This is a genomic window from Neorhizobium sp. SHOUNA12A (assembly GCF_023006505.1).
GTDB lineage: Bacteria > Pseudomonadota > Alphaproteobacteria > Rhizobiales > Rhizobiaceae > Neorhizobium.
This window is the reverse complement of the sequence record NZ_JALBGV010000072.1, coordinates 15,145-28,952: the sequence shown is the minus strand read 5'-3', so window position 1 is coordinate 28,952 and position 13,808 is coordinate 15,145. Positions and strand designations below refer to the sequence as shown.

At 61.1% G+C, this 13,808-nt stretch carries 11 protein-coding genes and 1 tRNA gene; 5 read left to right on the top strand and 7 right to left on the bottom strand.

Annotation, left to right across the window (positions count from 1 at the left end; translation table 11 throughout):
* The 4 genes from MOV63_RS24900 to MOV63_RS24885 form a co-directional block, all read right to left on the bottom strand.
* Positions 1-3,417, bottom strand: a 3,417-nt coding sequence (locus MOV63_RS24900) for a vitamin B12-dependent ribonucleotide reductase (protein ID WP_247037927.1), incomplete at its 3' end; no start/stop codon positions are given.
* A gap of 689 nt (positions 3,418-4,106) precedes the next feature.
* The gene (gpt, locus tag MOV63_RS24895) at positions 4,107-4,604 is read right to left on the bottom strand and encodes a xanthine phosphoribosyltransferase (protein ID WP_247037925.1); all 498 of its coding nucleotides are present in this window, start codon (positions 4,602-4,604) and stop codon (positions 4,107-4,109) included.
* A gap of 78 nt (positions 4,605-4,682) precedes the next feature.
* A complete protein-coding gene (locus tag MOV63_RS24890; RefSeq protein ID WP_038542255.1) occupies positions 4,683-5,522 on the bottom strand; it encodes a universal stress protein in 840 nt (279 codons plus the stop codon).
* Between the two features lie 123 nt (positions 5,523-5,645).
* Positions 5,646-6,431 (bottom strand): competence/damage-inducible protein A, encoded by a 786-nt coding sequence (locus tag MOV63_RS24885; RefSeq protein WP_247037923.1) that lies wholly within the window; start codon positions 6,429-6,431, stop codon positions 5,646-5,648.
* 248 nt (positions 6,432-6,679) lie between these two features.
* Between MOV63_RS24885 and wrbA the strand changes: the two genes are divergently transcribed.
* The 3 genes from wrbA (at position 6,680) to MOV63_RS24870 (ending at position 8,237) form a co-directional block, all read left to right on the top strand.
* On the top strand, positions 6,680-7,279 hold the full coding sequence (gene wrbA / locus MOV63_RS24880; RefSeq protein ID WP_247037921.1) for an NAD(P)H:quinone oxidoreductase type IV: 600 nt from the start codon (positions 6,680-6,682) through the stop codon (positions 7,277-7,279).
* A gap of 157 nt (positions 7,280-7,436) precedes the next feature.
* Positions 7,437-7,522 (top strand) — tRNA-Leu (locus MOV63_RS24875).
* A gap of 67 nt (positions 7,523-7,589) precedes the next feature.
* Positions 7,590-8,237, top strand: coding sequence for a metallophosphoesterase family protein (locus tag MOV63_RS24870; protein ID WP_247037919.1), 648 nt, complete (start codon positions 7,590-7,592; stop codon positions 8,235-8,237).
* On the opposite strand, the gene MOV63_RS24865 is transcribed toward MOV63_RS24870, so the two are convergent.
* Positions 8,234-9,688 carry a TrkH family potassium uptake protein gene (locus MOV63_RS24865; RefSeq protein WP_247037917.1) on the bottom strand — a complete coding sequence of 485 codons (1,455 nt, stop codon included), beginning with the start codon at positions 9,686-9,688 and terminating at the stop codon, positions 8,234-8,236. The genes MOV63_RS24870 and MOV63_RS24865 overlap by 4 nt on opposite strands.
* 182 nt (positions 9,689-9,870) lie before the next feature.
* Here MOV63_RS24865 and ilvA point away from each other — a divergent pair, with 182 nt between their 5' ends.
* Complete coding sequence (gene ilvA / locus MOV63_RS24860) at positions 9,871-11,085, top strand: threonine ammonia-lyase (protein ID WP_247037931.1); 1,215 nt, start codon at positions 9,871-9,873, stop codon at positions 11,083-11,085.
* Here ilvA and MOV63_RS24855 read toward each other — a convergent pair.
* Positions 11,078-12,070 carry a carboxylesterase gene (locus tag MOV63_RS24855; RefSeq protein WP_247037914.1) on the bottom strand — a complete coding sequence of 331 codons (993 nt, stop codon included), beginning with the start codon at positions 12,068-12,070 and terminating at the stop codon, positions 11,078-11,080. The two genes, ilvA and MOV63_RS24855, sit on opposite strands and share 8 nt — an antisense overlap.
* Positions 12,071-12,150: 80 nt before the next feature.
* Positions 12,151-13,167 (bottom strand): glycerophosphodiester phosphodiesterase family protein, encoded by a 1,017-nt coding sequence (locus MOV63_RS24850; RefSeq protein ID WP_247037913.1) that lies wholly within the window; start codon positions 13,165-13,167, stop codon positions 12,151-12,153.
* A 105-nt stretch (positions 13,168-13,272) separates the two neighbouring features.
* Between MOV63_RS24850 and MOV63_RS24845 the strand changes: the two genes are divergently transcribed.
* On the top strand, positions 13,273-13,596 hold the full coding sequence (locus tag MOV63_RS24845; RefSeq protein ID WP_038542269.1) for an HlyU family transcriptional regulator: 324 nt from the start codon (positions 13,273-13,275) through the stop codon (positions 13,594-13,596).
* Positions 13,597-13,808 lie beyond the last annotated feature (212 nt).

Genomic DNA, 13,808 nt, shown 5'->3' with positions numbered 1-13,808 from the left:
GGTCGCCGCACCCTTGATGTCGGCCGGGCGGTCGCCGCCGGTGCCGGAGACGAGCGTCGGCTTGTAACCGCGGGTCAGGCCCTTGGAGACCACATCCGCCTTGCCTTCCGAAACGCCGCGGCCGAGCGCGGTGTTGGAGAAGTCCGACGTGTCGACATGTGCGAGGTCATGGCGGCCGAGATAGGAGATCGCCAGTTCCCGGAACACGTAGTCGAGGATGGACGTGGCGTTCTTGATCGCGTCATTGCCCGTGACGATGCCGGCCGGCTCGAACTTGGTGAACGTGAAGGCATCGACATATTCCTCGAGCGGCACGCCATACTGCAGGCCGAGCGAGACGGAGATCGCGAAGTTGTTGATGAAGGCGCGCAGGGCCGAGCCTTCCTTGTTCATGTCGAGGAAGATTTCGCCGAGACGGCCGTCGTCGTATTCGCCGGTGCGCAGGAAGATCGTGTGCCCGCCGATCTTCGCCTTCTGGGTATAACCCTTGCGGCGGCCGGGCAGCTTTTCCTGGCTGCGGACGACCTTTTCGATGATCCGCTCGACGATCTTTTCGGTGATCGTCACCGCCTGGGCTGCCGCCGGCTGAGCCAGCAGTTCCTCGACGGCGTCTTCCGCATCGTCATCGGCAATCAGCGACGAGTTGAGCGGCTGGGAGAGCTTCGAGCCGTCGCGATAAAGCGCGTTCGCCTTTACGCCGAGCTTCCAGGACAGCATGTAGGCGGAGCCGCAATCCTCGACGGTCGCATCGTTCGGCATGTTGATCGTCTTGGAGATCGCACCTGAGATGAACGGCTGGGCAGCCGCCATCATGCGGATATGGCTTTCGACCGAGAGATAACGCTTGCCGATCTTGCCGCAGGGATTGGCGCAATCGAAGACGGCCAGATGTTCGGCCTTCAGGAACGGCGCGCCTTCGAGCGTCATCGCGCCGCAGACATGGATGTTGGCGGCTTCGATGTCCTTCTTGGAGAAGCCGATATGTTCGAGCAGGTTGAAGCTCACGTCGGCGAGCTGCTCGTCGGTGACTCCAAGCGTGCCCTTCAGGAAGTCGGCGCCAAGCGTCCACTGGTTGAAGACGAACTTGATGTCGAAGGCAGCCTTGGTGGCGCCGTTGATGGCTTCGATCTTCTCGTCGGTGAAGCCCTTGGCCTTCAGCGAGCCGGAGTTGATGCCGGGGGCCTGGTTGAGGTTGCCGTGGCCGACGGCATAGGCCTCGATCTCGGCGATCTGGCTTTCCGAATAACCGAGCGTGCGCAGGGCTTCCGGAACGGCGCGGTTGATGATCTTCCAGTAGCCGCCGCCGGCGAGCTTCTTGAACTTGACGAGCGCGAAATCGGGCTCGATGCCGGTGGTGTCGCAATCCATCACGAGGCCGATCGTGCCGGTCGGGGCGATAACCGAGACCTGCGCGTTGCGGTAGCCGTGCTGTTCGCCGAGGACAAGCGCCTTGTCCCAGGCAGCCTTGGCATGGGCGACCAGATCCTGGTCCGGATTTTCCGAATGGATCAGCGCCACCGGGTTGACCGACAGCTGCTCATAGCCGGAGGTCTCGCCATGGGCGGCGCGGCGATGGTTGCGGATGACCCGCAGCATGCTGTCGCGGTTCGGAGCGAAGTTGGGGAAGGGACCGAGCTCGGAGGCGATTTCAGCCGAGGTGGCATAGGAAATGCCGGTCATGATCGCGGTCAGCGAACCGGCGATGGCGCGGCCTTCCGGAGAGTCGTAGGCGATGCCGGTCGACATTAGGAGGCCGCCGATATTGGCGTAGCCGAGGCCGAGCGTGCGGTACTGATAGGAAAGTTCGGCGATCTGGCGCGACGGGAACTGCGCCATCATCACCGAGATTTCGAGCACGACGGTCCACAGCCGCGTCGCATGTTCGTAATCGGCGATGTTGATGCGGGCGGTCGCCTTGTCCTTGAACTGCAGCAGGTTCATGGAGGCGAGGTTGCAGGCCGTGTCGTCGAGGAACATGTATTCCGAGCACGGGTTTGAGCCGCGGATCGGGCCGCCGGCCGGCGAGGTGTGCCAGTCGTTCATCGTCGTATTGAAATGGATGCCTGGATCGGCGGACGCCCAGGCAGCGTAGGAGATCTGTTCCCAGAGATCCTTGGCCTTCAGCGTCTTCATCACCCGGCCGTCCTTGCGGGCGGTCAGGTTCCAGTCGCCATCCTGCTCGACAGCGCGCAAAAAGTCGTCTTTGAGCGAGACGGAGTTGTTGGAGTTCTGGCCAGAGACGGTGAGATAGGCTTCCGAATCCCAGTCCGTGTCATAGGTCTTGAATTCCAGGTCCTTGTAGCCCAGGCGGGCGAACTGGATGACGCGGCCGATATAGTTTTCCGGAACCTGATCCTTCTTGGCGGCCTTGATCTCGCGCTTCAGGGCAGGGTTCTTGAGCGGGTCGTAGCAATCGTCGCCGCTGCCGCCTTCGCAGTTCAGGCAGGCTTTCATGATGGCCTTCAGGTGGCGGGAGACGATCTTAGAGCCGGTGACGAGGGCCGCCACCTTCTGTTCTTCCTTGACCTTCCAGTTGATGTATTCCTCGATATCGGGATGGTCGATGTCGACGACGACCATCTTGGCCGCACGGCGGGTGGTGCCGCCCGACTTGATGGCGCCGGCAGCGCGGTCGCCGATCTTGAGAAAGCTCATCAGGCCCGACGAACGGCCGCCGCCGGACAGCTTTTCGCCTGCGCCGCGCAACATCGAGAAGTTGGAGCCGGTGCCGGAGCCGTATTTGAAGAGGCGGGCTTCGCGGACCCAAAGGTCCATGATGCCGCCCTCGTTGACGAGATCGTCTTCGACCGACTGGATGAAGCAGGCATGCGGCTGCGGATGCTCATAGGCCGACTTCGACTTGGTGAGCTTAGCCGTGAAGGGGTCGACATAGAAATGGCCCTGGCCGGGGCCGTCGATGCCATAGGCCCAATGCAGGCCGGTGTTGAACCACTGCGGGGAATTCGGGGCGACGCGCTGGGTTGCGAGCATGTAGGCAAGCTCGTCCATGAAGGCGGCCGCGTCTTCTTCGGAGGTGAAATAACCGCCCTTCCAGCCCCAGTAGGTCCAGGTGCCGGCAAGGCGCGAAAAGACCTGGCGCGCGTCGGTTTCGGAACCGTACTGCTCTTCCTTAGGCAGTGCCTTCATCGCTTCCGTGTCAGCTACAGAGCGCCACAGGAAGGAGGGGACGTCATTCTCTTCGACCTTTTTCAGGATCTTAGGAACGCCGGCCTTGCGGAAATACTTCTGCGCCAGAACGTCCGTCGCAACCTGGGAGAACTGCGCCGGCACGTCGATATCGGCAAGCCGGAAGACGATCGAGCCGTCCGGATTGCGGATCTCGCTGATCCCCTTGCGGAATTCGATTTCCCCGTAAGCACCTGTCTCCGGCTTGGTGAAACGACGTTCGATGCGCATTGCCTTAAATCCTCGTCCGTTGGCGCCTGATGATAAGGCGCAGATGTGCCGCTCCAGCCCACACGTTCGACGCGCGCAGCCGGTTGAATGTTCCCGATCCCAGGTGAATCATCTTTCGATGCCAACCTGTATGTTGTGGTGATAACGGCTGCAACACTACTACATATAGTATTAACAGAATCTTTCCGCCAGTCCCAGCCGTTGTTTCGGAGCGGAAAATCGAGCACGCACGGAGACCCTGATAGCAGCCCGCCCCTCATAGCCGGACTGCGTGATCTTTTCCCGTCAAACTCGAAGAAGAACCGGCCTCGTAATTCCGGTCCAGTCGCCGCCGCAACGTAAGGAGCACTGTCGAACGAGCCGAGAGATTCGTCAAGGCGTAGATTGCAACGCTTTTATAACCACAAGATATTGTGGTTCTTGGCTGTGGATAACGGGGATGAAGAAATAGCCGAGGATTCTCAGGCAGTTGCAGGGATGGCCTGAAACTTGTGTTACGAAGCCGAGAAATATTTCGTGAGCGGCGGCCGGTGCCAGAAGCCCGGTTCAGCAGGGTTTTGAAGGCTGAGCCGTACCATATTGAGACACATCAAGAATCTGCGGCCACTAGTAATAGACAAGCCCGCGCGGTTTTTTAACCGGGCGGGCTCGTGACAAGGACCGAGATTTTTGAAAGGGGCCGGAAAGAATCAGTCCTTGGCGCCCTTGGCGATTGGCTCCTGATAGGTGAAGCCCATGTCCCAAGGGAAATAGATCCAGGTGTCCTGGCTGACTTCGGTGACGAAAGTGTCGATGGTCGGCACACCGGAGGGTTTTGCATAGACACAGGCGAAATGGGCCTTCGGCAGCATGGCGCGCACTTCCGACGCCGTCTTGCCGGTATCGGTCAGGTCGTCGATGACCAGGACGCCGGCGCCTTCGTCGACCGTCAGTTCGGGCGTGATCCCCTTCAGGAGGTTCATTTCGCCCTGGTTGACGTAGTCGTGGTAGGAGGCGATGCAGACCGTCTCGATCAGGCGGATATTGAGTTCGCGCGAAATGATCGCCGCCGGCACAAGGCCGCCGCGGGTGATGCAGACGATGGCACGGAATTCCCGGCCAAGGCCGGCGAGCCGCCAGGCAAGTGCCCGGGCATCACGGTGGAACTGGTCCCAGGAAACGGGGAAGGCTTTTTCGGGAAGAGACATAGGGCTGGCCACCATTTGCGAAAGCATATTGTTGGCTCTCGCTAATAGCGGCAATTCCCCGGTCGACGCAAGGATTTGTCAGCGGGAAAGCAAAGTCAGCGCCGTCATCGAATCGAGCAGACTGCGGGTAACGCCGCCAAACAGCATTTCCCACCAGCGCGAATGGCCGTAGCCGCCCATCACCAGAAGATCGACACTGCCTTCCGAGAGATGGTTCTCGATCGCCGCTGCGGCGGAGATGCCGCTCTTTCCCTGCGTCGACAGTGTTACGTTGACGCCGTGCCGGGCAAGGGTTGCGGCGATCTCGGCGCCCGCCATTTCCGGCGTCTGGCCGCCACGGTCGCTCGGATCGACGCAGAACACCTCGACGCTTTCGGCAGCTTTAAGGAACGGCATCGAATCGAAGGTCGCCCGCGCCGCCTCCCGCGAACCGTTCCAGGCGACCAGTACCCGTTTGATCGGCTGCGGCACCTTCATCGTGTAGGGGATGAGCAGCATCGGCCGGCCGCTGTCGAAGAGGAATGTTTCGATATCGGCGCGATGATCGGCATGGGCCGGGTCGCTCTGGCTCGCGACGATCAGGTCGACCGCATGGGCGGTATCCATCACCGAATGGGAGCCGTAACCAGCCGACGACGTGAAGCTGCGCCATTCGATGGAAAGACCATCGCGAGACGCCTGGTCCTTGAAAATCCGCTCGACCTCGGCGGTTTCCTTCTGCGCGGCGTCCTGAAGGATCTGCACGGCGGCGGGATCTGGAATTTCCATCGGCGCAATCAGCGGCACGGCGGCGAGCGTTTCGGCATGCACGCCGATCAGGTGGGCGGAAAACCGTTCGGCGAGCGCTATCGCGAAATCGGTGATCTGCCTGGCGTTTTGAGGGGTGTCGAGAACGGCTAGAATGGTCTTGTAGGCCATGGCTGTGTCTCCTCATCAACTGGTTCCACGGAATTGGAAACCAGTGTCTCATAAGTACGTGTGTCGCACCTTGATCCCGGTCAAGGAGCGTACCCCGGCAATGAAGAAACAGAGTGCCGCAGGTCAGGCGTCGGCTGTCGGATTGGTGGCGATCTTGGCGCGGTCGATGCCGGCGATCATCTCTGCCACGGCTTGCGCAGCCGCATCGAGAACCTGCGGGTCGCGGGCGCGCACCACGATCTCGGTCGAGAACCGCTGCCCGTCATATTTCGGATAGGAGCCGATGCTGGTCTCCGGATGCGCTTTCTGTACGGCCGACAGCAGCGTGCCGATATCGCCTTCGCCATAGGGGCAGGGGAGCGCCCGCGACAGCATCTTTGCGCCCGAGCGCAGCATCGGCAACACGTTGTCGACCATCGCCTGGAAGACCTGCGGCACGCCGGCCATCACGTAGACATTGCCGATGATGAAGCCCGGCGCGGTCGAGACCGGGTTTGCGATATGCCTGGAGCCTTCAGGCATGCGGGCCATGCGCTGGCGGGCTTCGGTGAATTCCATCTCCCGGCGCTTGTACATGTCGGCAAGCAGCCTCATCGCTTCGGGATCGTGGATGCAGGGCACGCCAAAGGCCTTGGAAATCGCGTCGGCGGTGATGTCGTCATGGGTCGGGCCGATGCCGCCCGAGGTGAAGACGTAGTCGTAACGGCCGCGCAGCGCATTCAGCGCCTCGACGATCGCATCCTCCTCGTCGGCGACGATCCGCACTTCCTTGAGGTCGATGCCGGAAAGCGTCAGCAGATCGGCGAGATGGCCGATATTCTTGTCCTTCGTCCGGCCGGACAAAAGTTCGTCGCCGATGGCGAGCATGGCGGCGGTGACGATCAAGGACGGCTGGGGCGCTTCGGACATGGAAATTCCTCCGTAAATGCCACACTCCTAAGCCCAAATTTTTCAAGGCAGAAGCGATTTTGTCGTGATGAGCGCAGAAAGGAGGTCCGTTACGAATTTATGATCCGCAAGCGAAATATCGTCTCCAAATATTGAACAGTGCGTAGACCTCGCACGGGCTGTCGCCGATCCGTGAAGCCGTTACATATGGGTCTGGTTCTGGCCGCAGACGGCCTTGTTCACACACCAGACATCGAATGGAGAAGATCATGGCAAAGGTTCTCGTGCTTTATTATTCCGCTTACGGCCACATCGAAAAGATGGCCTATGCCGTTGCGGAAGGCGCAAAGTCGGCAGGCGCCGACGTGACGGTCAAGCGCGTTCCGGAACTGGTTCCGGACGAGCTCGCAAAGGCTTCCTATTACAAGATGGACCAGCAGGCTCCGATCGCAACCGTCGACGAACTCACCGAATACGATGCGATCATCGTCGGTGCCGGCACCCGCTTCGGCACGGTCGCTTCGCAGATGCGCAATTTCTGGGATCAGACAGGCGGCCTCTGGGCACAGGGCAAGCTGGTCGGCAAGATCGGCTCGGTGTTCACTTCGTCCGCCACCCAGCACGGCGGCCAGGAATCCACCATCCTCGGCTTCATCCCCACCTTCCTGCACCAGGGCATGGCCGTCGTCGGCCTGCCCTACGCCTTTGCCGGCCAGATGGGCACGGAAGAAGTCAAGGGCGGCTCCCCCTACGGCGCCAGCACGATCACCAACGGCGACGGCTCGCGCCAGCCTTCGGAAATCGAACTCGAAGGCGCCAAGTACCAGGGCGCCCACGTCGCCAAGCTGGCTGCCAAGCTCGCCGGCTGATCGAATTGCGATAATCTCCGAAAGGGCGTGGCGAGAGATCTCCGCGCCCTTTTCGCGTCCCGCCATCCGACCGTCTCGCTTTTTTCGTGACCGCGAACCGCTTCCGCAATTTCGGTGCTTGACGGCGTCGCGCAAGTTCAAGAAACAGGACGCCCATGCGGACGTGGCGAAACTGGTAGACGCAAGAGACTTAAAATCTCTCGGCCTTTGGTCATGCGGGTTCGATCCCCGCCGTCCGCACCAAACCTGACCTTGCCTGCAACCGTTTTCCGTGAAGACCGTTTGATATCCACTTCGATGGAGGTGTGCTTTGGGCTTTACCTTTGCGATCGGCGATATTCATGGCTGTCTTGCGCAGTTGAAGGAATTGCTTGCGCAGGTGGAGGACCATGCGCCTTGCGGGCATGTGATGTTCATCGGCGACTATATCGATCGCGGGCCGAAGAGCCGCGGTGTGCTCGACCTCGTCATGGCGGGCCCGCGCAAGGAGGGATGGCGGTGGACGGCGCTCAAGGGCAATCATGAGGACATGATGGTCCGCGCCCACCAGAACGGTGGGCACGACGAGATCCTCTGGATCGACAATGGCGGCCGCGAGACGATGGTTTCCTTCGACGGTTACGTGCCGCCCGAGGTGCTGTCATGGTGCGCGCATCGTCCGCTGATGCATGTCGACGAGCATCGCATCTTCGTGCACGCTGGCGTCGACGAGACGTTGCCGCTCGAGGGGCAGCGGGAGCGTGACCTGATCTGGAAGCGATTTGCGAGCGACGACGACGGCGAATTCTGGGGCCGGCATCTCTGCCACGGCCACACGCCACTTCCCGGCAATCCGCAGACGATCGGCAATCGCACCAATATCGACAGCGGCTGCGTGTTCGGTGGCGAGCTGACCTGCGCCGTCTTCGACGATGACGAGCCGGGCGGGCCGGTCGAATTCCTGCGCGTGCCGGGCTAGTGCCGCCAGAAGACCGGCGTCAGCAGGACCAGCACGGTCAGGATTTCGAGACGCCCGAGCAGCATCATCAGCGACAGTAGATAGAGCGCCGGATCGCTGATTGTGGAAAAGTTGCCGACGGGGCCGACGATCGGACCGATGCCGGGACCGACATTCGACAGCGCGGTGATGACCGAGGATGTGGCAGTCAGGATATCGTAGCCGAACAGCGTCATGCCGATGCTGCCGACCACCCAGAGGAAAATGTAGAGGCTGACGAACAGGAAGACTGCACGCTGGGTCTCCGCATCCACCGTCAGGCTGCCGTAACGCACCGGATAGATCGCGTTCGGATAGATGAGCTTGTTGAGCCCGGCGCGGATGACGTTGACCATCACCACGAAACGGTAGGCCTTGATGCCGCCGGCAGTCGAACCGGAGCAGCCGCCCATGAAGGTGGCGAAGAAGGCGACGAGCACCGCGAATGGTCCCCAGAGCGTGTAGTCGTCGCTTGCAAAGCCGCCGGTCGACAGGATCGAGGTGATGTTGAAGAACGAATGGGTCAGCGCGTCATCGAGTTCGATACCATTCCTCAGGTGATGGTAGACGGCAACGGCGATCGAGATGACGCAGAGATAACCAAGGAAAACCAGGATTTGCGGATCGCGCAGCGTATCCAGGCGGCCTCGCACGGCAAGTAGGATCAGCACCGAAAACGGCAGGCTGCAGATCGCCAGGAAGACGGTCCCGACGAGCAAGATCGCCCTGTTGTCGAAATAGGCAAACGACATGTCGTGCGTCGAAAAACCGGCCGTGGCGATCGTCGACATCGCATGGTTCAGCGCATCGAAATGGTCCATGCCGGCAAGATCGTAGGCGACGGTGCAGGCAAGCGTCAGCAGCACGTAGACGATCAGGAAGGCGCGGGTGAAGCTCGCAAGCCGGGCGAACGGTTTGTCGTTGGTCTCCGACGATTCGAGCTTGAAGATCGAGGCGCCGCCGACCTTCAAGAACGGCAGCACGAAAAGGCCGAGGCCGACGATGCCGATGCCGCCGAGCCAGGAGAGCAGCGAGCGCCAGAGCAGGATACCGGGCGGCATGGTGTCCAGCCCGACGATCACCGTCGAGCCGGTAGTGGTGATGCCGGAGATCGATTCGAACAGCGCCTGTGCAAACGAGAGTTCGTGTTCGGCAAGAAAAAGCGGGATCGCGCCCACCACCGAAAACATCGCCCACAACACGTTGACCAGCAGGAAACCCAGCCGCTTGTTGAAGACCGGCGGGGGGCCATGGGTCGCGAGTGCCGCTGCCGCCGCAAGCCCGCCGACCATGAAGCCGGACATGGCGAAGACCTGCCAGTCGCGGTGCCCGTAATAGAGGTCCACCATAGCCGGCAGGAACATTGCCAGCGACAGGTAGAGTGCGCAGAGCGCCGTCATGTAGATGACCGACCGGAAAAGATTGGCGTTCAAAAATGGTTGTCCCGAATTTCGCGGCAACTGAAAGAAGCTTTGTCTCAGCCGTAAGCCTATGGCATAGCGGGACCATTCTTGAAATTCAATGGATGGCCGATGTGACCGAGGCAGAGTTGACCAAGGCAGACGTGACCAAGGCGGGCGTGACGAAAGCGGGCGTGAACGACGCGAGAGTTGCGATGCGGGAGATTTTTCCCGAGACACCGCTGCAGATGAACGAGCACCTCAGCCGCCGTTATGGTGCCGAAATCTGGCTGAAGCGCGAGGACCTGTCTCCTGTCCGCTCCTACAAGATCCGCGGCGCCTTCAACTTCCTGCGCAAGGCGATCACGTCGGGTGCCAAGGGCAAGACTTTCGTCTGCGCCTCGGCCGGCAATCACGCGCAAGGGTTCGCCTTCGTCTGCCGCCATTTCGAAGTGCCGGGCGTGGTCTTCATGCCGGTGACGACGCCGCAGCAGAAGATCGACAAGACCCGCATGTTCGGCGGCCCCTTCATCACCATCCGGCTGATCGGCGACATTTTCGACCAGTGCTATGCGGCAGCCCGCGCCCACGTGGAAGAGACCGGCGGCGTCATGGTGCCGCCTTTCGATGACGCCGACATCATCGAGGGCCAGGCAACGGTTGCGGCCGAACTGCTCGAACAACTGCCTGACAGCGTAACACCTGATCTGATCATCCTGCCGGTCGGCGGCGGCGGGCTTTCCTCCGGAACGACGGGTTATCTGAAGGACATCGTCAAGCGGGAAGACTTTCTCTTCACCGAGCCGGAGGGCGCGCCGAGCCTCAAGAAAAGCCTTGAAGCCGGCGAGCCGATCACGCTCGCCAAGCTCGACAATTTCGTCGACGGTGCTGCGGTGGCGCGGATCGGCGACCTGAATTTCGAAGCTTTGAAGGGCTTTTCGGCGGATCAGGTCCTGCTGGTGCCGGAAAACGCCATCTGCGTGACGATCACCGAAATGCTCAATGTCGAAGGTGTCGTGCTGGAACCGGCCGGCGCCCTGTCGATCACCGCGCTCGAAATGCTCGGACGCGAAAAGCTGGCCGGCAAGACGGTGGTCTGCGTCGTCTCGGGCGGCAATTTCGATTTCGAGCGCCTGCCGGACGTCAAGGAACGCGCCATGCGCTATTCCGGCGTCAAGAAATATTTTGTCCTGCGGCTCGCCCAGCGCCCTGGCGCGCTGCGCGACTTCCTCAACCTTCTGGGGCCGGAAGACGACATCGCCCGGTTCGAATATCTGAAGAAATCGGCACGCAATTTCGGCTCGATCCTGATCGGTATCGAAACCGCAAGGCCGGAGAACTTCGCTAGCCTGCTCGAACGCTTCGAAGCCGCCGGCATGGGCTATCAGGACATTACCGAGAACGAGATCCTGGCGAACCTCGTCATCTGAGCACGGTCTGTAGCCAGGCCACGGTCCGCTCAGCAAGCGGTGCGGTGGTCGCCGGCGAGATGATGTCGCCGGCAATCACGTGATTGCCGGGATCGCCGGTCTGGCCGACATCGAAAAGCCCGTGAGGCCCGCCCCAGCGGCCGGCAACCTCGCGTACCTTGTCGGGGCGGATGACCTGATCGAGCGACGAATAGAGAAACAGCGCCGGCGTCCTGACCTGCTCGACCGGGCTCTCGACCGAGAGTTTCACCAGCGCTGCCATCGGCAGCAGGGCTTTTGTCGGATAGCGCGTCGTCCAGTGGGCGGCATGGCGGTCGTTATAGGGCGTGAAGCTGCGGCTTTCACCAAGCAGCAGTTTTGAAAGCTGCGGCGCGACCGGTGTCGTCAGCAGAAATGCGGCAAAGCTGTTGATGCCGTAGTTCGGCGATACGAACACGGCCGCCGAGATGCGCGATGCGATCTTCGGATCGGCAAGCGCCAGTGTCGCAAGCGAGGCGCCGGTCGAGGTGCCGATGACGATGACGCGATTGCCAAGCGCTTCACCGATCGCGAGACTTTCGGAAAAATCCGCCAACCAGTCTTTAAGGCTTGCTTCGCCCATCGCTTCGCCGCTGCGGCCGTGGCCGGCGAGCCGGGTGAAATAGAGATTGGCGCCGAACGCTGCCGCGACACGGTCGGGCAGTGGGCGTATCTCCTCGGCCGAAGCTGAGAAACCGTGCAGGTAGACGATGGCAACGGATGTCTTTGCCTTCGTCGCCGGATCGGCCCAGACGACGTGTTTGGCGGCGCCGGGCCTTATATCCGGAAAACGGCTTTCGCTTGCGCCGAGATACGCGTCGATATCGGCGCCGAGGCGGGCTTTGTCGAAAGTGGGAAAACCGTCAGCGGGCATGCGCGGGCCGGACATCAGCAGCACTCCGAAGGCGGCGATCAGGATCGCGCAGACATAAATGACCGTCCGCCATGACAACAATCTCCTCTGCATCCGGCGCTCCCTCCGAACCCAGGGGAGATGATAGGCGGGCTTGGTGACGGCGGGAAGTGTATCTGGCGCAGATTAGTGGCCTAACCGCAGATCTGCGGTCGGGAGGGTAGGGCGCAGAAGCCGCGGCGCTCCACCTCGGGCCGTGTCTTCTCGATCACGTTGGTCCAGACGAGGCCCGGAAAGCCTGAAGGCACCAGATCCCACGCATCCCGGTCGTCTATGCCGGAAGATCCGGCATCGCCAGCCTCGAACGGGCCGATCAGCACGACGTCCGACCCGGCCGCCTGCATCCGGTTGTAGAAACGCTCCGGCCAGCCCCAGAGCAGGAAGGCAAGATTGGCCGGGACCGGGACAAGGGTATTGCGGCAGGTTTCCGGCACATGGCCGCTCCAGCCGAACGCCAGGTAGTTGAGGAGGCAGGATTTGGCCGTGCGGTTGGAATAGCCGGGAAGGCCGGGGACAAGCGCCACCGCTTTTTCGGTCGGCTCGTTTCCGCCATAAACGCCGAACGCCGCTGCCCGCGCGCCGGGGTCGGTCTTGAGAAGCGTTGCCAGAGCTTCACCTTCTTCCCGGCGGCGGCTCTTGAAATTGATCAGGAAACGTCCATCCGGAAGGGCGGAGAAGACTTCCGTCAAAGTCGGCATCAGGCCCTTGCCCTGGCCCCGAAACGGAAAGGTCCGGCCGCCGTCGGCGGTGTAGCCGTAGCCGATGTCGAGTGTCTTCAGGACCGGCATCGGCGTCTGTTCGGTAACGCCCTTGCCGTCGGTGCGGCAATCGAGCGTCCAGTCGTGGAAGACGGCGAATTGTTTGTCCGGCGTCAGATGCACGTCGAGTTCGACCACATCGGCGCCGGCATCGAAGGCGGCCTTCATGCCGGCAATGGTATTCTCCAGAAAAGCATGCGTCGGCGGCAGCATCAGGCTTGCGGTGCAGGTATCGTTCTCGACATGGGAGGCGTCGAAAAGTTGGTGCTGCCCGCGATGGGCAATGATCCTGAGCGGCCTGTCGGTCGGAAAGCGGGAGAACAGGGAGGTATTGCCGATCCAAAGCGCGGCGATGACCGCTAGGAGGAATGCTGTGGCGATCTTCCATTTCATGCGGACAGGCTCCTCAATCGTGCGGGTGGATCTAAGACGTTGGATTGTGACTTTTCCTTGGGTGCCCTGCTTCCGGGCGGCGCGGGAATATGCTAGGCAGCCGCCATGGCTTCGTTCCTGTCTAATATTTTCTCGATGTTTTCCGGCGGCGGCAAAGCTGCCGAAGCACCTGCTGCTTCCGCAAAACCGGTCGAACATAGCGGCTGCATCATCCATCCGGCGCCGATCCGCGAGGGTTCGCAGTTCCGGCTGGCAGGGCGTATCGAGAAGGATGTGAACGGTGAGACGCTGGTGCGCACCTTCGTCCGCGCTGACGTGTTCACCTCCATGGATGACGCGGTCGAATATACCGTCCGCAAGGCTCAGCAGATCATCGACCAGAATGGTCCGGCGCTGTTTTCCGATGGGGAAAAGTCGCGCTCTGCGTGACATGCGTTCCGCATTGTGATCGCAAAAATTGTGAGTCACACTCAAAATTAAATCATTAGCGATAGCTTGAAGCATCTGTTCCGATGTCTTTTCTGCGGTCGACTTTTAATGCGATCTCGCTGGTCATATTTTATGCTCTTTATAGGTTCCGGGCTTTCCGGTGGCCTTATTCCAAGCTTTGCCTTCGCGGATGATCTCCTTTCACAGGCTTC